Genomic DNA, 22243 nt, shown 5'->3' on the forward strand with positions numbered 1-22243 from the left:
AAGCCCAGGAAGGCTGGTGAGGATAAAGCCGCTAACGGGCGGCGGCCGCCCGCTTCGGACCGGGCAGCAGGCCTTCACGTTGCATCTGCTTGCGTGCAGCCTTGCGATGTCGGCTGATCGCCTGCGCCTTTTCCCTGACGCGCCGTTCGGACGGTTTCTCATAGGCGCGCCGTTCCTTCATTTCGCGAAAAAGCCCTTCGCGCTGCATCTTCTTTTTCAAGACTCTGAGCGCTTGATCGACATTGTTGTCTCTGACGAGTACCTGCATTTCGAGTTCTCCTTGTCTGGGATGGTGGCCCGATCGCCGCTCAGCCGAGCTGCTCGACGATCAGAGCCTGCAATTCGCGGCGGGTGAGAAGGCAGGGAAACGGCTTCCAGCTCCTGGGAGCATTTCGGACAGCCTCGTCATCCTCACGCGGATTCGCCGCCGCAACCGCGGTGGCTGTATGTGTGTTGTTCAAAAAGAAATCCTTTGCCGGCCTTGGCCAGCGTTATCGATTGTTTGTGGGATTGCCATCACGCAGCCTTAAGGCGCGCGCCGATGCATAAGCGTCTCAATCAGCAGCCGGCAACGGCTCAGATTTCCGCTTGGATCGGGTACATCAGCAACATAGGGCTCGGCGAGCAGAATTGCAACGGATGCCCGGATGGCATGGCGCGGGCGCCACCAATCGCCTTCAGATATACTCAGTGCCATTTTATTCAAGTTAGCCGGGTATAGTTTTTGCCGAATTTTCTTCAATTTTGCACAGGAGTGACATTATTCCGCCAGAATGGAAGCAACGCGAAGACCGCCGTCGAAATTAACCTTCTGTTAAATAGGCCATTGACTTGTAGTATTAATAGGTTGTTAAAGGAGCCGCTCGCTGAGGTCGAAATTGACCCGCTAATAAACAATTTGAGGAGAGTGCAATGGCTTCGCCGATACATGCAACTGATGATAGTGCAACATTTCAAGAAACTGATGTTATTTCCGGAAACCTGCTTTCCAACGATTCTTCCGACAACGGCCACCTGTTCCTGCGCGCATTCGATGGCGCAAGTGTTGGCGCCAAGAGCGGCAACAGCCAGGTTACTGAAATCCAGGGCGATTACGGCACCTTCTTCGTCAAGCCGGACGGCAGCTACACCTATGTCCTGAGCGACGCTGCCAAGATCGGTTTCGCCAACGGCGAATCGTTCCAGGAGAAGGTTTCCTACAAGATCTCCGACGGCAGCGGTCACACCGACGTCGGCCTGTTCACCCTGAACATCCAAGGCGTAACCCAGGTCAAGCCGATCGCTGTTGACGACCACTATAGCTTCAACGAAGGCGACGCCATCGGCGGCAACGTTCTGGACAACGACATTGCAGGCGACAATGGTCACCTCTTCCTTCGCCAGTTCGACGGCACGAATGTCAGCGCCAAGAGCGGCCCCGACGCTGTTACCGACATCGTCGGCGACTATGGCGTCTTCCACGTCAAGCCGAATGGCGAATTCACCTATGAACTGACGGATGACCTGGCTGCTGGCCAGACCGTCACGGAAACCGTCCAGTACTACAAGATCTCCGACGGCGAAGGCCACACCGATGCTGGCGTTCTGACGCTCAACATCACAGGCACCGACGCTCTCGTTTGATCAGCAGTCATAGATCAGTGAGACACGACGCCCGCCGCGCAATCGGCGGGCGTCTTCGTATCCCGCTTGATTGACGCAAGTCCGCCGGGGGGAGCCAATCATATTCCGATGATCTGCAAAGCGGCATAATTCTTTTTAGCTAGTTCTTATAAATGCCGGCGTGGCGTAGTCTTGATGTTCGGAGGACACGCCGTGACCGAATATATCGAACCCAGGCAAGTCGAAACAGACGATCTGACGAAAGTCTGGTCCGTGACCGAGTTCTGCGCGCGTCACCGCATAGATACCGAGGAACAAGCGCTGCTGCTCAAACTTTTCGGGCCGTTCGCGACTGCCTCCGAGCTGATCCACAATGCCAAGCGCGCGCCAAGATTTAGATAGGCGCGCTCGACCTGGTCGCCTGCTTGGGGACCGCCTATGGGCTCCGACTCGCGACGCTAGGCCTGCTTTCCTGCCACCTCACGTCCGGCACGTATCACTGCGTCTGTGGTGATATCGAACTTCGTGTAAACGTCATCGATTTTGCCGGATGCTCCGAATTCATGCATGCCGACGAATACGCCGTCCAAGCCGAGATAGCGGTCCCAGGAATCCCGCACGGCTGCTTCGACGGCGACCCTGGCTCGGCTGCCGCCCAGCACCGACTTCTTGTAGGCGGCATCCTGCTTCTCGAACAGCAGCCTGCACGGCATCGAAACAACGGCCGTGCGAATACCCTCGTCCTGCAGCACCGAGCGGGCTTCGACCGCCAGATTCAGTTCCGAGCCGGAGGCAAGGATCGTCAGTTGCCGCTCGCCGCCTTCAGCTTCCTGGAGAACGTAGGCTCCCCTTGCCGAGCGGTTCTCGTCGGACGGGCCGCGGCGTAAAAGCGGCATTGGCTGGCGGGACAGAGCAATCAGTGCTGCCTGCCGCGGCGCATCCATGATCGCCTCCCAGCACTCGGCCGTTTCGATCGGATCGCCCGGGCGATAGACAGCGAGCCGGGGAATGGCGCGCAATGCGCTCAGATGTTCGATCGGCTGATGTGTCGGCCCGTCCTCGCCCAATCCGATCGAGTCATGTGTCATCACGAAGATCGAACGCACCTCCATTATCGCCGCGAGCCGGATCGCCGGGCGGCAATAGTCGGAAAATGTCAGGAACGTGCCGCCATAGGGAATAAGCCCCCCATGCAGCGCCAAACCGTTCATCGCCGCCGCCATGCCGTGCTCGCGGACACCATAGTGGAGATAGGATCCGCCATATTCCCCGGGCTTGATCTCGACCTGGTTCTTGGCCTTGGTGTTGTTTGAAGGCGTCAGATCCGCCGAGCCGCCAAGAAGCTCGGGGATCGCATCGAAGAGATGGTTGAGCACGATGCCGCTCGCCTGACGGGTGGCGAGATCCTTTTCGGAACCTGAAAGTTCCTGCTTTGCCGCAGCGATGGCAGCGCGCCAACCGGACGGCAGTTCTCCGTTCATGCGCCGCTCAAAATCGTCTCGCTTGTCCGGCGAAGCAGTCTGGACACGGACCGCCCAGGCCATCCGCGCCGGCCCGCCTTTCGCGCCGATCTTTCGCCAGTCATTGAGAAGCGCTTCCGGTATTTCGAAGGGAGGCGATGCCCAACCGAGGATCTTGCGGGCGCCGGCGATCTCGTCTTCACCAGGCGCGTCGCTATGGGCCTTCTGCGTTCCCGCCCTGGTCGGGAAACCGAAGCCGATGATGGTTTTGCAGGCAATCATCGACGGCCGATCCGTCACCTTCTGCGCTTCGATGATTGCGGCGCGGATCGCATCGGTATCGTGACCGTCGATTTGCTGGACGTGCCAGTTCGCCGCGCGGAAACGCGCCGGATGGTCATCGGATTCAGCAAGGCTGGTCGCACCGTCGATCGAGATCGAGTTGTCGTCCCAGAAGGCGATGAGCTTGCCGAGCTTCAGATGTCCGGCAAGCGATATCGCCTCGTGGCTGATGCCTTCCATCAGGCAGCCGTCACCCAGGAAGACATAGGTGTGGTGATTGACCAGATTGTCGCCGAACGAGGCATTCATGATCCGCTCGCCGAGTGCGAGACCGACAGAATTTGCAATCCCCTGCCCCAGCGGACCGGTGGTCGTTTCGATGCCGGTGGCGTGGCGATATTCGGGGTGACCCGCCGTGCGGCTGTCGATCTGGCGGAAGCGTTTGATCTCTTCGATGGTCATGTCCTTGTAGCCCGTCAGATAGAGCAGGCTATAGAGCAACATTGAGCCGTGACCGTTGGAAATGACGAAGCGGTCGCGATCGAACCAATAGGGATCGGCGGCATCGAACTTCAGAAACTCGGAGAAAAGCACCGCCGCGATGTCGGCCATGCCCATCGGCATGCCGGGATGACCGCTCTTTGCCTGTTGAACCGCATCCATGGAGAGGAAACGGATGCAGTCGGCGAGATCCCGGAGGCGCTGATCCTTGGGAGCTGGGAATGTCTTCGGAGCTTGTGAGGTGTCCGGCATTGGGAGAAACTCCTTGGAGTACCTGAATTATGAAGGCAGAGACCGTCTGCCTCGCTATCTCGTTCACCATGATCGTGAGTGCTCGCCACGGCGAATTTGACGGGTCCAATTAACTTAGTGCGGAGTTTCCAGTTGTGGATAGCACCCGCGCCAGGAAAGACCGCTTTCCGGGACATGATCGCGCGGCGCTACCGCCATCATGTTCTGCCAAGGGAGTGCGTCTGGGTGAAAAAACCCTTACAGTGCAGGGCGGAGCGCGCACACGACGTCACCTGATCGGGTGACGCTCGCTGCCTCGCCTCCCCTTAGACATTTATGCAGTGATCGAAATAAAGCATTCTCCGCATTTGGCGAAACCATCGTCGTGAAAACGAGAGGCGCTGATATGGATCATGTCGACATCATTGATGCTGTCTATCAGGCCGCAGTCCATTCCGAGCAATGGCCGGACACCCTGTGCTCGATCGTCGACTATGTCGGCGCCGTCGCCGGAAATATTGTCTATCAGGCGCCGGGTGGCCGCGGCAGCTTTCTGATCCCCGGTCGCATGCGTGAAGACTTGAACACGCTCTATCTTCAGCATTACACGGGCAACCCCTATGCCCGTGCATTCGAGAAGGTAAGACCGGGCGAGATTGCGATCGGCAACAGCCTGATCGATGCGGAGGCCGTGCGGCATTCCGCATTTTATGCCGATATCTGCGAGCCGCAGAACATCTTCAATCAACTGTTCCTGCCGCATGCCAGCCTGCACGAGCGCGGAGGTATCGGCGGAGTGGCGCTGTTTCTGTCTCGTCAACAGGACGAGCACGCCGCCGAGGCGGCGGCACGCCTGAAGCTGCTGAGCCCGCATATGGCACGCGCCATCGACCTTTCCTTTCAGATTAACAAGATCAATCGTGCGCCCGAGCTGCCGCAACGATTGATTGATGCGATACCCGACGCGGCCGTGCTGATCGACGGGCGAGGCGCAGTCCTCCTCCTGAATGCGGCAGCCGAGACGCTGCTCAGGCAGGCCGACGGCATTTTCCTCAGCCGGTCGGAGAGACCCGCGCTTGCCGCCCATATTTCCGAAACGGCGACGCGCCTGGCAAACGCCATCCGCCAGGCTTTGCTGATAGCCCATGGCGAAGACACGCCTTTCGAAGGCGCATTGGCGATCTCCCGGCCATCGGGCTTGCCACCCTATCTGATGATGATCACGCCGCTCGCGCCCACGGCGATTTCCACGTGGGATGCGACCGACAGCGGAGCACGCGTCCTCATTGATATCGTCGATCCGGAAGCAAAGACGCGGCGGCAAGCACAACAACTGCAACACATCTTCGGCCTGACCGACGCCGAAACCCGGGTCGCCGCACTGATCGGCAGCGGAATGAACCTGCCTGAGATTGCCCTCGCTCTCGGGATTTCCTCCAACACGGTGAAGACACATGCCGGCCGATGCTTCGGCAAGGCCGGCGTGCGATCTCAGGCAGCGCTCGCCAGGCTGATTGCCTCGATCCCGATTGCCGAAAAAAGAGCGCCGACGCCGACAGACTCGCACGGGAGAAGCTCGCCGCGAGCCCAGTAAACTACAGGCTATCTTCGCACTCTTATGATCTGTCGAATTTCTCGATGATCCCGCAGCCGGGCAATTTTCCTGAAGTGCTCCTCACTCCCTGCACAAAATCTGCAATCCGGTCGGGCATCCCTATGCCATGAGCAAGAACGACATCCCGCCCCGCATCACCGGATGGTGGCTGACAGAGACGTGCCGGCCGCAGAGGGCTCCTTCCGAGGAGGTCTCGGTAAGCTGCCGGCCACGAAGGAGTTGTCGCCTTCGAAGGCGGCTCTCCTCCCTGGGCTTGTCGCTCCTGGCTTCGGCGCCTCTCCTCGAAACACCGTCAGCAATGGGCTTTGCCCTTTGCCTCACAGCCCTGATGTCGGTGGCTCTCGTCAGCGGCAAGCTCATGCCTCGCAGCCTCACCGGCCTGCCTTTGGCGTTTTCCCGTTTCGCGCTCGTCATTCCCATGCGGCTTGCCGAGGATGTCGGGAAATATCCGCGATTGGGTAGCAACTGCCACCAGACTTCGGAGGTCTACCACCGCAACGTCGAAGAACCCCGTTCGTATCCCGTATCAATGTTTGAGAATGCAGCGTCTTTGGGAAATTGGGGGTGTCCGATACGTCGGCCTACCGTAGGCATCGCCAACCCCAACAGGCAGGCTTACTGGTTAGGTCTAACGAGATCGTTAGGCGTCAGTAGGTGAACCCGCCGTGTTTCATCTTTTGCAAAAACGATTAGGTCGGTCGAAAATCCAGCCTTGCTGAAGAGTAAGAAATGCTTTCCGGCCGTTCCTCTGCCGTATCTCGTTCTCTCGGATCTTTCACGTAGCTGTCTTAGATGCCCCATGTCTATATCGGCGTTTGTCCATTTGCAGTCGCCGTAGAAATATTCGCCATTCAGGAGTCTTCCCGCAACATCGATATCGAAGTCCGAATGTCCCCATATCTGGCCCAGTTCCTTTGCAGGAAGGCCGAGTTTTTCCTGGATATGGATCCTGGCGTACTCGAGCGCGATAGCTTCGAAGGCAATACCCATGTATTCCGAGAAGCCCGGCGCCACCACCTGTCTGTATACCTCCTCCCCAAAGCCACCGCTGATCGCGGTCAGGCTGGGCCGTACAAACCGATGCCAGAATGAGATCAGGCTGTCGTCGAGCCGAAACCTACGATTTCTCACCTTCTCATCCACATCCAACGACTTCGTATTCGATATCAGGTGGAGCGCCACCAGCTTCGCGGCGTACGATGTAATTTTCTCTACCTTCACGCCCAGTCGGCTCGCGATCTCCGATGTCGTGTTGCAACCGTCGGCGATCGCCGCGAGGACGCTGGAGTAGAAGCCAGGCTCGTGAAGTTCAGTCTGGAGAAGCGTGTTCGGCTCGTCGACAAGAGTTCCAGTCTCGGTCAGCAGCAACCTGACCACGTTGTCCTTCAACGGAACGTCCGGGTTAAAGAGTTGAAGATAATGCGGTATTCCCCCGAATATGGCGTAAGTGCTGATGATCGCTTCGGCGTCGTATTTCGGGAAAAAGCGCGCCACATCCGTGAGGGGGAGCTGTTTCATATCCAAGGACAGTGTCTGTCGTCCGTACAGTGGATTCCTTTCCGCTAACAGATCCTGCATCTGGGATATGGATGACCCGCAGAGAATGAGCTTCAGACCGCCATCCGCAGGTGCGCCAGAATCCCAGAATTTCTGCAGGATCGAAGGCAGCGCCGGGTCGCCGTCAAGCAGATATGGAAACTCGTCGATGGTGATCAGCAGGCCCGGATTGTTCCGCGTGTGCTCGGCAATGTAGTAGAAGACACCTTCCCAACTCGGCAACGATTCAAGCACTGGCAGTGCACCTAAAATGTTTGCGACTTCGATCTTGAACTGCTCGAGGTTCAAAAGAGAGGAGACGCGTGTGGCCTGGAAGTAAATCTCCTTTCGGCTTTTGCCCAATTCGCGAAGAAACCTGGATTTGCCGACACGCCGCCGACCGTAGAGAATGACAAGTGATGGACGCGCGGCATCCAGCTCCTCTTTGAACCGCGCCAGCTCACGACCCCTGCCTAGAAACTTCATATGAAGCGCCCTTCAATTAACATAATTTATTTTATAGTAATTGAAATTATAGTAATCGTAAATAGTGTAATCCTCGATATATAGGCGCGACTAGGTAGCATTTTGACGCTTCCTCGATCTCGCCGGAAAACTGGTCGATCGCACCGAATATATCAGTTCCTTTGCCGCCCATGTCTCCCACGAGCTGAAATCGCCGCTCACGGCCATCCGGGGAGCCGCAGAGCTTTTACGCGACGATGACGTGGAAAGGCCGATGACGAAGGCTGAGCGTTTGCACTTTCTCGACAACATCGTCGCAGACGTCGTCCGGCTCGATGCATTGCTGCAGCGGCTGAGGGACCTTGCACAAGCGGAATCGTCGGTGGCCGAGGGCAGCAGCAGCGTCGCAGACACCATATACTCGCTGCGCGAAAGATTTCCCGCCCTCAATATTTCCAGCCGAGGGGATACGGACATATCGATTGCTCTTCCTCCCGAGGCCGCCGGTATCGCCTTTGCCAATCTTGCCGAAAACGCCCTTCAGCACTGCGCCACGCTGTTGGAACTCAGAGTATCGGCCGACGCCCGAACAGCCGTCATTCTCGTCCGTGACGACGGCACCGGTATTTCCGAGGCAAATCGCCAACGCATCTTTCAGCCGTTCTTCTCAACCCGCCGCGAGCAGGGCGGTACCGGCATGGGCCTCGGTATCCGTCCGCGCCATGCTGAGCTCCCATGGCGGTACGATCCGCCTGCTGCCGACGACCGGCGCCGGTGCCGAGTTCGAAATCACCATCCCGGGACCGAGCTGACGTTCCAGAGACTGATGGAGCACTGCGCCGAAAGACGATCCCCTGAGCAAGGCAATGTCTTCAAGCGAGTGGATCAGTTTCCAGGCTCTATCGCCGTCAGTGCAGCCTGCGCGATGACATCTGCAATGCGTTTTGACAGCGCCGGGTCGGACGCAGCGCGGGCGAGGGTCACACCGCCACTGAGCATGGCGAGCAGCAAGATCGCCTGGTCTTCCCGGCGCCTTTCGGATTGACCCGATATCTCACCCTCCGGCAAGCCGACCGCAACTTCCTCGATGAGACGTTTGAGTTCTGCCGTATAGGCGCTTCGTGTTTCATCGTCTGCGCGCATCACGTCGGGGGAAAGGCTCGGCAGAGCGCAGCTCTCGCCCAGATCGCAGGTTCTTTTATAGCCGAGATAGTAGCCGACGAATGTCGTCAGCCAGTCTTTCGGTTGACTGGCCTTTAGCGCCGCAATTCCTTGCCGCAGCTCTTCGAGGCCTGCCAGCACGGCGGTGCGAAAGGCTTCGCCCTTGGACTTGAAATGTCCGTAGAAGGCACCGTTGGTCACGCCTGCCGCCTTGGTCAAGGCATCGATGCCTGCGCCGCCATAGCCTTCCTGTCTGAAAACCCGTCCAGCCGCGGCAAGGACGCGCGTTCGGGTCTCCTCCTTATGTTCGGCACTGTATCGCATGTATGTCCCTTATAAGAGCGATCGCTCTTTATGTCTTGCTAAGAGAGTGATCGATGTGTATGCATAAAGAGTGATCGGTATATATCAGAAGCGGTCACGGTTCAAACAGGGAGATATACGATGCCTATCACACTCACCGTGCCTGAAGGCCTGCTTTCGCAGCGGGCTCAGGCCCAAGCCTTTGCCGGATTGACGGAGGCAGTGCTCGATGCCGCCGGCTTGACTGGCAATGACTTCATGACAGCCAATATTATTGGTACGATCAACGTGCTGCCGCGGGAGCATGTGCTTGCTGCGGGAGAGCCGATCGCTGCAGCCTTCGTCGAGCTCAAGCTGCCCGAGATGGCGCTGGTGAGCGCTGAAGCAAAACAGTCCTTCTTCGAAAAAGCAGCCGATGTCGTCGAACAAGCCGCCGAAGGCCGGCTCAAGCGCGAACATATATGGTCGAACATCGTCTACGCGCCTGAAGGGGCCTGGGGTATCGCCGGCCGCAGCTATAACAATGCCGATCTCGTCGGCGCCATCCGGGGTGCGGTTGTCGCCTCGTAACGATCGCGGCGCACGCTCGGAAATCTCAGACTTGATGCAACCCCGGGCCGGCGACACCAAGACGTCACGGTCCGGCGACTTGACGGAGCCAAGCCATGCAGCTTGCCAACTATCTGTTCTTTTCCACCGGTTGCGAAGAGGCGCTTGCTTTCTACACCGAATGCGGGCTTGGCCAGATCACGCAATTGAAGCGCCACGGCGCAGACGGGATGCCCGTTGCCACCGACGCCATGCGGGGCAAGGTGATGCACGCTTGTTTCGAAGGACCTGGTATTCTTTTCTTCGCTTCGGACAATCACGATGCCGAGCCGATGCGAGGCTCCGCCCACATGCTGATTGCGGACGACCGCGACAGTACCGCCAGCCTCTTCGCACAGCTGGCCGAGGGCGGCAAGATCACGACTCCACTCGCCGTCCAGCCATGGGGAAGCTATTATGGCAAGCTCACGGATCGCTTTGGCGTCCAGTGGATGCTCGATTGCCTAGAGCATGATGCCGAAAAGTAGCGGTTTTCGGGCGCCATCATGCTCTAACTCTTTAATTTAGAACAGGATTCAGATTTACGCCGACCCGGCCTAAAATCATCCTGTTCCAGCGTGACCATGTGCTGTCTACACACAAGTGCGAGACGATAATCGCACCGATACGTGCGAAAGTCGGCGCCTGGTCGCAATCATTCAGAACATCGCGAGCAGAGGGGAAACTCGCCCCCAACCAAGCGGCTGCGAGCCACCCTCCCCCAATCCCGTCTTCGCGTTTCAGCGCGTCGTATAACCGCCGTCGATAACCAGCACTTCGCCGGTGACATAACTTGCCGCTGCCGAACAGAGGAACAATGCGGCACTCGCCACCTCTTCTGGCTGCCCGACGCGTCCCATCGGGGTCATGCTGCGCCAGGTCGGGAACCAGTCGGGATTGTCGATGCCGCCGCGCGACAGATCGGTCTCGATATAGCCGGGGGCGATGGCGTTGACGCGTATGTTTTCAGCGGCAACCTCGCTGGCGAGGCTCTTCGTCATCATGTGGACCGCCGCTTTCGAAGTATTATAAGCGACCTGGTTTTGGGGAATGTTGGACACGATGCCCGATATCGAGCCGATATTGAGGATGGCGCCGCCGCCCTGGCGCCGCATCGGTGCGAGTGCGGCGCGGCAGGCGCGGAAGACGGTGTCGACATTGACGGTCATGATCTCGCGCCAGATGGCATCGGAGAATTCGCCGCTGTCGCCATGAATGGCGATGCCGGCATTGTTGACGAGGATGTCGAGCCGTCCCGCCCGTGAGAGGGTCTCGGTGACGAGTTCGTCGGCGGCACTTTCCTTCATCAGGTCGGCGGCAACGAAATCGCAATCGACGCCGGCCCTGGAGAGCCGGTCTTCCGCCGCTGCATTGCGGGTTCGGCCCGTGATGATCACTTTGGCGCCCGCCTCGCCGAGCGCCTCGGCAATGGCAAGCCCGATGCCGCGCGTGCCGCCGGTCACCAGTGCCACCTGTCCGTTGAGGCGAAATCTGTCGAAGATCATGGCCGTTTCCTCTTGAGTGGGGTTTCGCGAGTGTTGAAGGCGGATGCACTTTCGTCAGATGTCGGCGCTCTGCGGCAGGATGACGAGATCGCGGATGGTGATGTTGCGTGGCCGCGTCAGCATGAAGAGCACGGCTTCGGCCACTTCGTTCGCCTCCATCAGGGCGCCTGCTGCGAGCGCCTCGTCCAGCTTCTCCTGCGGCCAATCGCTGATGAGCGCGGTGACGACGGGGCCTGGAGCGACGGCGCCGACGCGCAAGCCATGCTTGGCCACCTGCCGCCTCAGCGTATGGACGAATGCCTGGACGGCATGTTTCGAGGCCGTGTAGATCGGTTCCCAGACGACCGGGATCATGCCGGCAACGGAACTTGTCAGGATGATATCCCCGGTCTTGCGCTCGACCATATGCGGCAGAACGGCATGCACCGAACGGAAGGCGGCGTTGATGTTCAGGTTGAGCATCCGGTCCCAGGCATCCGGGTCGCCGCCCAGCACCTCGCCGCCGATATAGGAGCCGGCATTGGCGTGGAAGATGTCCAGCTGGCCGGCTTTCTCCAGAATTTCAGGCATCATCCGTTCGACGCTTTTCGGATCCGTGAGATCGATGACCAAGGGCATGGCGTTGGCGTCGAGTTTCGAGCAGATTTCCTTCAAGGCGTCTTCATTTCGGTCGACCAGCACGACCCGGGCGCCCGCGGCAAGCATGGTCTTGGCGCATTCAAGGCCGATACCCGACGCCGCTCCGGTGACGGCCGCGACTTTTCCAGACAGATCCTGTCCCATTTTCTTCCTCTGTTTTCCTGGTTGCTCTAAGCCCGGCCGTGCGAAATTCGCGATCGGCGTGCCAGCGAGTCGACGATGACGGCGACGGCAAGGACGGCGCCGGTGATCATGTATCGAAGCGACGATGACAGATCGAGAAGCGTCAACCCACTGGCAATGGACTGAATGACGATGATGCCGAGAAGGGCTGAATAGGCACTGCCCCGCCCGCCGAACAGGCTCGTGCCGCCGATGACCGCCGCGGCGATGGCGTTGAGATTGACGTCGCCGGTGCCGGCCTGCTGACTTGCCGTCGCCAGCCGTGCGGCGGAGAGAACGCCGCCGGTGGCAGCAAGCAGAGCGCACATCACGAAGGCGCTCGTGTAGATGCGCGAGACGTTGATGCCGGAGCGGCGCGCTGCTTCCCTGTTGCCGCCGACGGCATGCATGGAGCGTCCCCATTTGGTGCGCGTCAGCGCATAATTCATGGCGGCGGTGAGCCCGACGAAAACGCCGAACATCCACGGAATGCCGCGTGACTGGTTGAGATAGAAAGCGACAGCTTCAAGGGCGAGTGTGATGATGACGGCGCGTAGAAGCAGCCCGCGGGCCGATTTCGCCGACAGGCCGGCCGCCCGCCGGCGCGCCGACGTGCGGTAGCTGGCGAAGAAGAAGGCAATGCCGGCTAGCGCCACCAGCAGATAGGCGACCGGGTCCGGCATGACCATGATCTGGCCGAAACTCACCAGCCAGGAACCATAGGGAAGATTGATCGAACCGGTTGCTCCAAGGATATAGAGCTGCAGGCCGAGAACCGCGAGCAGCCCGGACAGGGTGGACACGAAACTCGGCATGCCGAAGCGGTTGAAGACAAACGCGTAGAGCGAGCCGATCAGGGCGCCGACAATCATCGCGGCGAGGACTGCCAGGACCACTGGCCAGCCCTGGTTGACCCAGAAGACGCCGACCAGTGCCGAGGCAAAGCCGCTGACCGAGCCGACGGAAAGGTCGATCTCACCCACCATCAGGATGCAGACGATGCCCAGCGAGATGACGCCGACTGTCGAGCAATCGAACAGCATGTTGACGAGGTTGCTGCTGGAGAGAAACACCGGATTGAGCGCCTGGAACACCGTCCAGATGATCGCCAGGCCGACAATGACCGGCAGTGAACCGAGATCGCCGGAGCGGATGCGATCCCAAAAGGCCTGGATCGAGCCGCCGAAACTGTCGTCATGGCGCACTCTCTCATCACGCCGGTCGAGCAGGGCCGGTGCCGCCGGATCATTCTCGATGGTCTTCATCATGGCCTGCCCTCCTCGTTCTGCTGGCTCTGCGCCTGGCGGCGCGACGCGCGGCGGGAGACGGAGTTGTTGGATGCACCGGTGATGGCGCTGACGAGCTGCTCGTTGGACGCGTCGGGCAGCATGGTGCCGTTGTTGCGGCCGAGCCGAAGGACGACAATACGATCGGCGACGGCGCGAACATCCTCCATATTGTGGCTGATCATGATGACGGCGAGGCCGCGCTCCCGCACGCGCTCGATGAGGTCAAGCACCTCCGCGGTCTGGGCAACGCCGAGTGCGGCCGTGGGTTCGTCGAGCATGATCAGTTTTGGCTCGAGCAGCAGCGATCGAGCGATCGCCACTGTCTGGCGCTGTCCTCCGGAAAGTGAGGCGACGGGTTCGCGCACACTTGGAATGCGGGCCGAAAGCTCGTTCAGGAGCTGCCAGGCGCGGATCTCCATGGCGACCTCATCGAGCTGATAGGGGCTGAGTTCCTTGCCGAGAAAGATGTTGGCGACGACATCGAGATTTTCGCAAAGTGCCAAATCCTGGAACACCGTTGCAATGCCGAGCCCGAGAGCAGCACTTGGGCTCGGCAGGTTCACCGGCTTGCCCTCAAACAGGATCGTGCCCGAGCTTGGCTGGTGCACGCCGGCCAGGATCTTGACCAGCGTCGATTTGCCAGCGCCGTTATCGCCTACCAGCGCCACGACCTCGCCGGCATGCACGTCGAGTTCGATATCGGTGAGCGCCGACACCGCCCCGAAATTCTTCGATATTCCCCGCAGACTGAGCACAGGCTGACGGGAAGGGTCAGGAATATGAGAGGTTTCAGACATTGCCTGGCCTTTCCAAAAAAGCGAAAATCGGAAGCGCGACCGGTGGCCCAGCCGCGCTTTCCCTTGGCTCGATTACTTGGTGATGCCGAGTTTCTTGCAGCCGTCGGCATAGCGGCCGGTGCACAGTTCCTCGGCGGTGTTGATCTTCTTGTCGATGATCTCGGCCTTGAGGTTTTCGGCGGTAACGACAGCCGGTACGAAGAGCTGTGCGGGCGTGTCGTAGAGCGTCATTTCGGCCTTGATCGTTTCTCCGGCCAGGAGCTTGACTGCGACGTTGGCAGCGGCAGCGGCGACGATTTCGCTCGGCTTGGAGATCGTATTGTACTGATCCCCTGATATAATCAGCTGTAACGCGGCGATCGTCGCATCATTGCCGGTTACCGGCGGCACCGGATCGACACCCGCCGCCTTGAAGGCTGCAATGGCGCCGCCGCCGGTGCCGTCATTGGCAGCGACCACGCCGACGATCTGTTTGCCGAAGCGGGTGATCTGGCCGCCCGCCCATTGCTGGGCGTTCGCGGGCTGCCAATTCGGCGTGTCGAATTCGGCAAGCGTCTTGTATTCGCCGCTCGCCAGGCCCTCGTGAATGCCGTCCTTGATCAGCCCGGCAGCCGCATCGGTCGGTGAACCGTTGATCTGCAGAATGCCGCCGCCATCGGTCGGCACCTTCTGCGCCTTCAGATGCTGGACGAGCGATTCCGCAATCGCCTTGCCGATCGCCTTGTTGTCGAAGGAGACGTAGAAATCGGCCTTCCCCTTCGGGATCGGACGGTCATAGGCAATGACCTTGACGCCCTGGCTCTGTGCGAGCTGGACGAGAGAGGCGGCGGCGGCCGAATCCACCGGGTCCAGCACGATGACCTTGGCGCCTTGCGTGATCGCCGAATTGAACTGTTGCTGCTGTTTTGCGATATCGGCATCGGCGTTCTGATAGAGAACCTTGCACGACGCGCAAAGCTTCTTCATTTCCGCGACAAAGCCCGGGTGGTCGTGCTCCTCGTAGCGGGTCGAGCCCTGGTCGGGCATGAGGAATGCCACTGTCGCATCCGAGACGGCCGTTTGCGCAAAGGCGGAAGTGCCGCCCAGCAAGGACAGGACAAATACCGCAGCGCCTGCCGCCTGTGTTGAGAATTTCATCATTTCCATCTCCTCCCATTTGAAAAATTGTGTAGTGATCGCACTGTTCTGCTGTGGCCGTTCGGCTGAAGGAACGGTCGCGCCTGTCCCGGCGGTTTGACGTTTTTGAGGACAAGCATCTCCGATCACGAGCCGCTCACCGCGTGCCCGCGTTCAAGTCAGTGTCAGTTTTCGTTCCTCCTCCTCGTCCTCCCTCGTCCCTTGGACGTGCTCGTTCGGCTCCTCTAGGCCGCCTTTGCCACGTTGATATTGTCACCCAACAACCGTCGGAAACGGGAAGGCGTCATGCCTTTTTCCGCGAGAAACTGCCGGTTGAAGTTAGACAGATTGTTGAAGCCGACCTCGAAGCAGATATCGGTGATCGATGCGTGGTCATCGCTCATCAGGATCTGGCAGGCGAGATTGATGCGCAGGCGTTTCACATACTGTACCAGCGACATGCCGGTATGGCGGCGGAATGCGCGCGAAAAGGCGCCGGTCGATTGTTCGGCGATCGCAGCCAGATCAGCTTCCTCGAAGGATTTCGTCAGGTTCTCTCTGATATAGGCGAGCGCCTTGTTGATGCCGGCCGACATGTAGCCAGATGGATCGGGCACATAGCTCTGGCTGGCGAGAAGCCGGGCATCCTGCGCCCGGCTGAGCAGGCCGACGATCATCATGAAGAGCTCGATACGGCGCACACCGTGTGCCTGCTGCACCTCGTTCATCAAGGGAGCTACCTGCCGGCTGGTATCGGCGCCGAAGAGCACGCCGCGTCGGGAGGCTTCGAGAACCGGATCGAAGGGGCCGAGTTCGGCCAGCACCTTCATCGTGTCCGTGATGAAATTCTCGCTGAACTGGATGAGCTGGCATCGAAGCGGAATGCTCGATCCTTTCGGGACATCGCTGATCCAATTATGGGGAAGATTAGGCCCGGCAAGCACAAGATTACCAGGCTCGAACTCGCCGATGAAGTCGCCGACGAAATACCGTCCTGTTGTCGCCACGACGAGATGAAGTTCGTATTCCGGATGAAAATGCCAACGAACCGTATGGTAGGGATAGCCATGCGCCTTCGTTGCGAAAGATTCGCCCGGCCTGATCTGAACGACTTCCAAGTCAGGTTCCATTGTTTCCTCCTCCGAGGACGGTTCCAGGCCGCCCGCCAAATTCCCTTTTTGGCTTTATTGTTAAGGGGAGTGTAGTGGGCTCGTGTCACGCCCGCCACCACGATTCCCGGCTAAAACCGATACTTTTTTGACAATCGGCGCTGCGGAACCGGTGTAAAGACGGCAGTAATCCACTTTGCACATCGTCCAAGGGCCGGCCTCAGGCGGCCAAGGCTGCAATGACGTTTCTGACCAGCGCAGAAGAAGACAGCCGGCTCGTGGCGCAGCTCGGGGCGCCGATCGCGCCGACACGCACGGAAAGGCCGCCGCGGGCATTGGCGATTGCAAACATCGACTCGTCGGTCAGATCATCGCCGATGGTAATCGGGGAGCGGTTCTTGAACGGGTCGGACTGGAAAAACCGCTCCAGCGCATCGCCCTTGCTCGATCGTGCCGGACGCAGCTCGAACACCATCTTGCCAAGCTGCAATGCCCAGTTCGACCCGGCGACCTCCGCATAGTGGTGCATGCGCTCTTCGAGTACCTTTTCATATTCGGGTGCGAGCCGGTAATGGGCGGCAACGGCCGCGCCCTTGTCCTCGATTAAGACGCCAGGGTAGTGCTCGGCTTCTGCGGTCAGCGCATGCTTCAGCGCCTGAAATTCAGGTGTCGCCTCGATCGTCTGCATTCCAGCGGCGTTCCTGATTTCCGCGCCGTGCAGGCCTGCTGTCGGAAATGCAAAGGGCTTGAACAGCTCGTCTGCATAGGCAAGCGATCGTCCGGTGACCAGCGCCAGGGCACCGCCGAGCTTGTTCGACAGGCGATGAAGTTGTCCGGGAAGCGCCTCTGGGACCTCGATCGCATCCGGCGTGGGCGCAAGATTGAGCAGCGTCCCGTCGATATCGAGAAACATCGCCCAGTGATCGGGCTCTTCCAAGACCAGTGAAAGCATTTCCTGTGTAGCGTCGTCGTCCTGCACGGCATTCTCCAAACTCTGCAATCATGGAAGCTAGGTCGCCAACCGGCAAGGGCAAGGTGATTTTTCAGAGTCCGGAACATCCAGAGGATAGTTCGCGTTGTATCTCGCCGCCCGTTCGAGCACTCGCGCCGTAGAAGGTACATTGATGGCCAAAAGCAGTTCCGATCCCCGTGATGAGATCAATGCCCCGTTGGCACATGGCGCTTTAAACCTGCCATTGGTGACGATCGACGATTACAACAATGAACTGCGTGACAAGGATGGCTTCGTTGGCGACAACGCCAACAAAAAGACGTTCCAACAAAAGCTCGACGATTGGAGAAAACGCATCCGCAAGGTTGGAGACGACCCGATCGGCAAGACCGCGACGGAGAAACTCTCCAAGAAAAAAATCGACGCTATTTTGAAGGGCGATGATTTGGCGGCGGCGGCGTTGGTCATGGGGGCAGTGGAGGATTTTGCGCAAGACTTTGCCGATGTGATAGGAAAGTTTCTGAAAGACAAAGGCTGGGGAAAGACAGAACGCATCGTCGTTGGCGGCGGCTTTCGTCGGAGCCACTTTGGCGAACTGACAATCGCCAGGACCATGGTCATTCTTAAAGCGGCCGGCGTCGACGTCGAAGTCGTGCCGATCGTACATCACCCCGATGAGGCCGGACTGATCGGTGCGATCCACCTGATGCCGCGCTGGATGTTCAAGGGCCACGAGGCGATCCTCGCCGTTGATATCGGCGGCACGAACGTTCGCGCCGGCGTCGTTAAATTCGGAAAGGACGACGTGCCGAATTTCGCGGATGCAAGCGTCTGGGAATCCGCCATCTGGCGTCATGCAGACGATGAGCCAAGCCGCACTGCCACCATCGATCGGTTGGCGGCGATGTTGCGGGATCTGATCGGCAAGGCCGAGAAGGCCAATCTCAAGCCAGCGCCGATCATCGGGATCGCATGCCCCGGCATCATCAAAGCCGATGGTTCCATCGAACGCGGCGGACAGAACCTGCCGGGCGGAAACTGGGAGAGCGACAGTTTCAACCTTCCCGCCGCACTGATGAAGGCCATTCCTGAGATCGGCGACGACAGCACATTCGCGATGATGCACAACGATGCAGTCGTGCAGGGGTTGTCGCAGATCCCCTTTATGAACGACGTGTCGAGATGGGCCGTGCTGACCATAGGCACGGGGTTGGGCAATGCGCACTTTACCAATCGCGAGGGAACGAAGGTGCGATAGTGGAATCGTGCCTCGCGCGGCGCCCGCTAACCGCACTGCGGGCTCGGTCAGGTAACCGGGGCAAATATCCGGGCAGGTTTTCCACGAGGATCTCGCATTCCGCCGCTCGCCCAACTGGTCGCAAGCCGGATTAGGCGGCAAGCTGCCCGATCATCGTTTGGCAATGGCAATGACCTTGGGCGACTTCGAGGCGGCTGGCGCATCCGCCTTGCGTAGGAAGCCTGGCGATACATTCCAATGACGCCCGTCGTGAGCGATCACCGTCACAGATCTCTTGTTGTAACGGGTGAGTGTCCCCTCGATTGTCTGACCTTGCTGGTCCTCAAACGCCACACGGTCACCGATCGAGAAATTGAGCATGGTCTTGTGCGCGCGCATCTGGTGAAGAAATCGCAGTCGCTCGACGATCCGATTGTTGAGATCGATCAATTCTGCTTCGCTCAGCTTGTCGATGTCGATTGTCATGGTGCCCTCACGCTCGGCGGCCCAGCAAACGTACCGACATACCCCACCCACCCTCAAGATGGTCCCGTCAATATCACCAGGAATTGTCGCTGCCCGCCAATCTGCCCCGGTTAGTACGTGGGGCAAAATCCATGGCGGCGTTTTGGTGAGCGGTCATAGAAGTGTGCATAACCGCGCGCTTTGAGAAGTGATTGCTAGTCTGGGGATTCTCAAGCCGGGGCAAATCATGATTCGATTCTGCCATGAAGAAACGGCTCCCCTCCCCCGAGCATGCCGACACGCTTTCACTGAATGCGTTGCGCGGATTGGTGACGGGTCTTCTGGAACGGTCGCAGCAGGCAGAAGCCCGGCTTGCGAAGCTTGAGGCCGACAACATCCAGCTGCGGGAGGAAAACGCCGCCCTTCGGCTGGAGAATACCCGCCTGAAACTCGAGAACCAGCTGTTGCGCGACGAGATCGCCCGGCTGAAAAATCTGCCGCCGCGCCCGCCGTTTCGCGCCTCCGGCATGGAGAGGGCAACGGAGGCCTCTCCAGCAAACCATGTGGCCGGCAGGAAAAAGCCGCGGGGTCCGAAGCTGGATGTGGATCGGGTCAGCCGGCAGGAGATCCTGCGCATCGATGCTCCGTCCGGCTCGCGCTTCAAGGGATATAGAAGCGTCTACGTCCGAGACCTGGTGCTCAAGGCGGAACTCGTGCACTACCGCCGTGAATGCTGGGTGACACCGGATGGAAAGACGGTTCTCGCTCCCTTGCCGGCCGGGATCATAGGTGGCTATGGCGCCAACCTCCGGCGGCTTTGCCTGATGCTGCACGCACAAGGACAGGTGACGACGCAGCGGTTGACGACATTGCTGAACGATGTCGGGATCGCCATCTCCAAGCGTCAGATAGTGCGGCTTCTCACCAGGCAGCTGGAGGGCTTCGTCGCCGAGGATGCCGCACTGCTGCATGCCGGTCTCGTGGCGTCGCCTTATGTGACGGTTGACGACACCGGCGCGCGGCATTCCCATAATAACTATTACACCACACAGATCGGCGGTGCGGATTTTACCGTCTTTCGCACCACGAAATCGAAGTCACGCCTGAACTTTCTGTCCCTGCTGCGCGGCGGCTATCAGGATTATGTGCTGGGTGACGCCGCATTCGATTATCTGAAAGAACGTCGCGGCAATCCGCCCGTAGTCCATGGGCTTCGGACGTTTGAGCCGCAACACTTCTGCAACCAGGTACCGTTCATGGCGCATCTGGCTGACAAAGGTGTCGATATTCTCAACCGCCAGGAGATCGCCACCCTTGCCGAAGCAGGGCTTTGGGGCTCCATCCGCCATCACGGCCTGATGGCAAATACGGTGATCGTGTCCGACGATGCCGGACAGTTCCGTGTCGGCAATCATGCACTGTGTTGGGTCCATACTGAGCGCCTTCTGCAAAAGCTGATGCCGACCACTGCAAAGGAGGAGCGGCTGGTCACGATGGTCCGAGATCTCGTCTGGCGTTTCTATAAAGCGCTGAAAGCCTACCAGCAGTGCCCTTCCCCCCAGTCCGCTCCCGCATTCCGACGACGGTTCGATAGGATCTTCACACTACGTACGGGTTATGAAGCACTCGACACGCTTCTCGAGCGACTGCATCGCAGGAAGAACGAGCTGCTAAAGGTGCTCGAGTATCCCGGCATCCCGCTCCACACCAATGCCTCCGAAAATGCCTTACGGACGTTTGTCACGAAGCGGAAGATCTCCGGTGGCACAATGAGCCAGGATGGCCGTGTTGCGCGCGATGTCATGCTCGGCCTGATGAAGACCTGCCAAAAGCTCGGCCTTTCCTTCTACCATTATCTCGGTGACCGGCTTGGGATCGGCAGTGAAGATCACCCCATCCCGTCTCTCCCGGCCACCATCCTTGCCCGGGCTTAAACGCTGGAGCCACCAACGGTCATCAGCGCTCGACGCTTCTGCCTGCCAAACCGGCAGCGCCATCGAATCTGCCCCACTTACCCCCGGTTACCTCGGCGAGCGCCGTGGAGCATTATGGTAAATCGCGGGTAAACAAGAACGAATTCCGTAGACGGAAGCGAACTCGCCAATAAGTTCCGCTAGGAGGGTTCGCCGCTTTGCGGAACATGATGTGCGATATGGCCGAATTGGGCTAACGGCAAACGTCTGCGACACCAACGCACAATCCTACCAGCGCTGTTGAGGATAGCCGCCGAGACCTGATTCGCCTAGCATGCGTTGTTGTGAACTTTGCCATCAATCGGTTATGACGCCCCGAGGATGTCAACAACCCTGCTCGCTCTCAACTGCCGGCATGTGATGGACTGGTGTCATTGCCTGGCCATTAACCGGATCCCCGGGCAAAGGTTAGACGTCCCCTCCCCCGATAGTGCGCAGCAGCGACGCTTTCCTATCGTAAGACCCGCAGCCGGCATTTCGGAATTCTGGCGATCCAGCTTAATGCGAGACAGCGCCGGTTCGCCGCTGTCGGCAGAGACGCAGCCTTCCGAGTGTCGGGCCCTTGCCTGCGAGGCCCTCCTCGGTCTCTGCGCGCAGAAGCGGACCGGGATGTCTAGCGTCGCCGCCGCATTTCGGGGCAGCGCTTGGAAGACGGAGGCCCTCCCCTCCCCTATCCTGCCTCGCGTTGGAAAAGATGGTGATAACGCTGCCGGGCCGTTCTCTGCGGCTTCAAATTGCGCTTATCTCTACGGCCTCACGCAAGCCATGCGCAGACGAAAGATGGATCATGAACTTCAAGGGAATAAGCGCTCCGCTCAACGCTGGTCGTCTCGAACAGATGCTCGGCCTTGCTCCGTCACGACGCGATCCTGAAACCCAGGACGCAAATGACAAGCCTTCCGGCAATGAACCCGTCCGTGGGCTGGAAACCGAAAACCTTTATCGTTCCTCCGCCTACAAATGAGAAACGGGATTACCTTCGGTTGGAGCGAACAGCGGGAAGCCGCTCTTCGATGAACCGGCAACGACGCTGAGTCGCATCGGAAGTGTGCTGCGATACCTTAGGACTGGCTGTGATGGATGCGGACACGGCCGCCATTGTCAGCTGACAATTGAGCTAAGATTCCGGAATTCCACATGATTTTTTCGTCGAATCCAGTTTGTTATCCATTTGCTAACCAAGAAATCGCTTGACGGAATCGGCAGACTCACGATCATTTGCGCAAAATGACCCGATTTATCAGGATTTGCGTGA

At 59.1% G+C, this 22243-nt stretch carries 21 protein-coding genes and 1 pseudogene; 9 read left to right on the forward strand and 13 right to left on the reverse strand.

The features are described from left to right. Positions 1–31: 31 nt before the first annotated feature. Both rpsU and RL_RS40295 read right to left on the reverse strand, forming a co-directional pair. Complete coding sequence (rpsU, locus tag RL_RS29655) at positions 32–268, reverse strand: 30S ribosomal protein S21 (RefSeq protein WP_011654473.1); 237 nt, start codon at positions 266–268, stop codon at positions 32–34. Between the two features lie 40 nt (positions 269–308). Then, the gene (locus RL_RS40295; protein WP_165422449.1) at positions 309–461 is read right to left on the reverse strand and encodes a hypothetical protein; all 153 of its coding nucleotides are present in this window, start codon (positions 459–461) and stop codon (positions 309–311) included. Positions 462–912: 451 nt separating this feature from the next. On the opposite strand from RL_RS40295, the gene rapA2 reads away from it, so the two are divergent. After that, positions 913–1623, forward strand: coding sequence for a calcium-binding lectin RapA2 (gene rapA2, locus RL_RS29660; protein ID WP_011654474.1), 711 nt, complete (start codon positions 913–915; stop codon positions 1621–1623). A 192-nt stretch (positions 1624–1815) separates the two neighbouring features. After that, positions 1816–2004 carry a hypothetical protein gene (locus RL_RS29665; protein WP_041936841.1) on the forward strand — a complete coding sequence of 63 codons (189 nt, stop codon included), beginning with the start codon at positions 1816–1818 and terminating at the stop codon, positions 2002–2004. A gap of 56 nt (positions 2005–2060) precedes the next feature. Here the strand turns inward: RL_RS29665 and tkt are convergent, their stop codons facing one another. Then, a complete protein-coding gene (gene tkt / locus RL_RS29670) occupies positions 2061–4097 on the reverse strand; it encodes a transketolase (protein ID WP_011654476.1) in 2037 nt (678 codons plus the stop codon). Positions 4098–4377: 280 nt separating this feature from the next. Between tkt and RL_RS29675 the strand changes: the two genes are divergently transcribed. Continuing rightward, a complete protein-coding gene (locus tag RL_RS29675) occupies positions 4378–5670 on the forward strand; it encodes a helix-turn-helix transcriptional regulator (RefSeq protein ID WP_011654477.1) in 1293 nt (430 codons plus the stop codon). A gap of 636 nt (positions 5671–6306) precedes the next feature. On the opposite strand, the gene RL_RS29685 is transcribed toward RL_RS29675, so the two are convergent. Further along, the gene (locus RL_RS29685) at positions 6307–7713 is read right to left on the reverse strand and encodes an ATP-binding protein (RefSeq protein ID WP_011654478.1); all 1407 of its coding nucleotides are present in this window, start codon (positions 7711–7713) and stop codon (positions 6307–6309) included. A gap of 109 nt (positions 7714–7822) precedes the next feature. On the opposite strand from RL_RS29685, the pseudogene RL_RS38525 reads away from it, so the two are divergent. Further along, positions 7823–8504: pseudogene (locus tag RL_RS38525) on the forward strand (sensor histidine kinase); the annotation flags it as partial. Positions 8505–8577: 73 nt separating this feature from the next. Here the strand turns inward: RL_RS38525 and RL_RS29695 are convergent. After that, the gene (locus RL_RS29695) at positions 8578–9177 is read right to left on the reverse strand and encodes a TetR/AcrR family transcriptional regulator (protein ID WP_011654479.1); all 600 of its coding nucleotides are present in this window, start codon (positions 9175–9177) and stop codon (positions 8578–8580) included. A gap of 120 nt (positions 9178–9297) precedes the next feature. Here RL_RS29695 and RL_RS29700 point away from each other — a divergent pair, with 120 nt between their 5' ends. Beyond that, complete coding sequence (locus tag RL_RS29700) at positions 9298–9726, forward strand: hypothetical protein (protein ID WP_028744247.1); 429 nt, start codon at positions 9298–9300, stop codon at positions 9724–9726. A gap of 95 nt (positions 9727–9821) precedes the next feature. Then, the gene (locus RL_RS29705; RefSeq protein WP_011654481.1) at positions 9822–10232 is read left to right on the forward strand and encodes a VOC family protein; all 411 of its coding nucleotides are present in this window, start codon (positions 9822–9824) and stop codon (positions 10230–10232) included. A 252-nt stretch (positions 10233–10484) separates the two neighbouring features. On the opposite strand, the gene RL_RS29710 is transcribed toward RL_RS29705, so the two are convergent. From RL_RS29710 to otsB, 7 genes are all read right to left on the reverse strand, one after another. Next, the gene (locus RL_RS29710) at positions 10485–11249 is read right to left on the reverse strand and encodes an SDR family NAD(P)-dependent oxidoreductase (RefSeq protein WP_011654482.1); all 765 of its coding nucleotides are present in this window, start codon (positions 11247–11249) and stop codon (positions 10485–10487) included. Positions 11250–11303: 54 nt separating this feature from the next. Beyond that, positions 11304–12032: an SDR family oxidoreductase gene (locus RL_RS29715; protein ID WP_011654483.1), complete on the reverse strand. Its 729-nt coding sequence runs from the start codon at positions 12030–12032 to the stop codon at positions 11304–11306. A gap of 26 nt (positions 12033–12058) precedes the next feature. Next, the gene (locus RL_RS29720; protein WP_011654484.1) at positions 12059–13318 is read right to left on the reverse strand and encodes a sugar ABC transporter permease; all 1260 of its coding nucleotides are present in this window, start codon (positions 13316–13318) and stop codon (positions 12059–12061) included. Then, positions 13315–14136, reverse strand: a complete 822-nt coding sequence (locus tag RL_RS29725) for an ATP-binding cassette domain-containing protein (RefSeq protein ID WP_011654485.1) — start codon at positions 14134–14136, stop codon at positions 13315–13317. Before RL_RS29725 ends, RL_RS29720 begins: the two co-directional genes overlap by 4 nt. 72 nt (positions 14137–14208) lie before the next feature. Next, a complete protein-coding gene (locus RL_RS29730; protein ID WP_011654486.1) occupies positions 14209–15282 on the reverse strand; it encodes an ABC transporter substrate-binding protein in 1074 nt (357 codons plus the stop codon). Between the two features lie 215 nt (positions 15283–15497). Further along, positions 15498–16382, reverse strand: a complete 885-nt coding sequence (locus RL_RS29735) for an AraC family transcriptional regulator (RefSeq protein ID WP_041936844.1) — start codon at positions 16380–16382, stop codon at positions 15498–15500. A gap of 199 nt (positions 16383–16581) precedes the next feature. After that, positions 16582–17361, reverse strand: a complete 780-nt coding sequence (gene otsB, locus RL_RS29740; protein ID WP_011654488.1) for a trehalose-phosphatase — start codon at positions 17359–17361, stop codon at positions 16582–16584. A 124-nt stretch (positions 17362–17485) separates the two neighbouring features. On the opposite strand from otsB, the gene RL_RS29745 reads away from it, so the two are divergent. Next, the gene (locus tag RL_RS29745) at positions 17486–18571 is read left to right on the forward strand and encodes an ROK family protein (RefSeq protein WP_011654489.1); all 1086 of its coding nucleotides are present in this window, start codon (positions 17486–17488) and stop codon (positions 18569–18571) included. Between the two features lie 150 nt (positions 18572–18721). Here the strand turns inward: RL_RS29745 and RL_RS29750 are convergent, their stop codons facing one another. Then, positions 18722–19036 (reverse strand): hypothetical protein, encoded by a 315-nt coding sequence (locus RL_RS29750; RefSeq protein ID WP_028744253.1) that lies wholly within the window; start codon positions 19034–19036, stop codon positions 18722–18724. 242 nt (positions 19037–19278) lie between these two features. Here RL_RS29750 and RL_RS29755 point away from each other — a divergent pair, with 242 nt between their 5' ends. After that, entirely contained in the window at positions 19279–20949 is a 1671-nt protein-coding gene (locus RL_RS29755; RefSeq protein WP_011654491.1) for an IS66 family transposase, read from the forward strand. Positions 20950–21775: 826 nt separating this feature from the next. Further along, on the forward strand, positions 21776–21952 hold the full coding sequence (locus tag RL_RS40300; protein WP_165422450.1) for a hypothetical protein: 177 nt from the start codon (positions 21776–21778) through the stop codon (positions 21950–21952). Positions 21953–22243 lie beyond the last annotated feature (291 nt).

It is taken from the genome of Rhizobium johnstonii 3841 (genome assembly GCF_000009265.1).
In the GTDB taxonomy this organism is placed as follows: Bacteria; Pseudomonadota; Alphaproteobacteria; order Rhizobiales; family Rhizobiaceae; genus Rhizobium; species Rhizobium acaciae.

Excerpts from the sequence above, each read along its gene's own strand:
- RL_RS29725 (WP_011654485.1), bottom strand. The coding sequence starts at position 14,136 with ATGTCTGAAACCTCTCATATTCCTGACCCTTCCCGTCAGCCTGTGCTC.
- rapA2 (WP_011654474.1), top strand. The coding sequence starts at position 913 with ATGGCTTCGCCGATACATGCAACTGATGATAGTGCAACATTTCAAGAA.
- RL_RS29735 (WP_041936844.1), bottom strand. The coding sequence starts at position 16,382 with ATGGAACCTGACTTGGAAGTCGTTCAGATCAGGCCGGGCGAATCTTTC.
- RL_RS29685 (WP_011654478.1), bottom strand. The coding sequence starts at position 7,713 with ATGAAGTTTCTAGGCAGGGGTCGTGAGCTGGCGCGGTTCAAAGAGGAG.
- tkt (WP_011654476.1), bottom strand. The coding sequence starts at position 4,097 with ATGCCGGACACCTCACAAGCTCCGAAGACATTCCCAGCTCCCAAGGAT.
- RL_RS29695 (WP_011654479.1), bottom strand. The coding sequence starts at position 9,177 with ATGCGATACAGTGCCGAACATAAGGAGGAGACCCGAACGCGCGTCCTT.
- RL_RS29710 (WP_011654482.1), bottom strand. The coding sequence starts at position 11,249 with ATGATCTTCGACAGATTTCGCCTCAACGGACAGGTGGCACTGGTGACC.
- RL_RS29700 (WP_028744247.1), top strand. The coding sequence starts at position 9,298 with ATGCCTATCACACTCACCGTGCCTGAAGGCCTGCTTTCGCAGCGGGCT.
- RL_RS29705 (WP_011654481.1), top strand. The coding sequence starts at position 9,822 with ATGCAGCTTGCCAACTATCTGTTCTTTTCCACCGGTTGCGAAGAGGCG.
- RL_RS29730 (WP_011654486.1), bottom strand. The coding sequence starts at position 15,282 with ATGGAAATGATGAAATTCTCAACACAGGCGGCAGGCGCTGCGGTATTT.
- RL_RS29745 (WP_011654489.1), top strand. The coding sequence starts at position 17,486 with ATGGCCAAAAGCAGTTCCGATCCCCGTGATGAGATCAATGCCCCGTTG.
- RL_RS29750 (WP_028744253.1), bottom strand. The coding sequence starts at position 19,036 with ATGACAATCGACATCGACAAGCTGAGCGAAGCAGAATTGATCGATCTC.
- RL_RS40300 (WP_165422450.1), top strand. The coding sequence starts at position 21,776 with ATGAACTTCAAGGGAATAAGCGCTCCGCTCAACGCTGGTCGTCTCGAA.
- RL_RS29715 (WP_011654483.1), bottom strand. The coding sequence starts at position 12,032 with ATGGGACAGGATCTGTCTGGAAAAGTCGCGGCCGTCACCGGAGCGGCG.
- RL_RS29720 (WP_011654484.1), bottom strand. The coding sequence starts at position 13,318 with ATGATGAAGACCATCGAGAATGATCCGGCGGCACCGGCCCTGCTCGAC.
- RL_RS29755 (WP_011654491.1), top strand. The coding sequence starts at position 19,279 with ATGAAGAAACGGCTCCCCTCCCCCGAGCATGCCGACACGCTTTCACTG.
- rpsU (WP_011654473.1), bottom strand. The coding sequence starts at position 268 with ATGCAGGTACTCGTCAGAGACAACAATGTCGATCAAGCGCTCAGAGTC.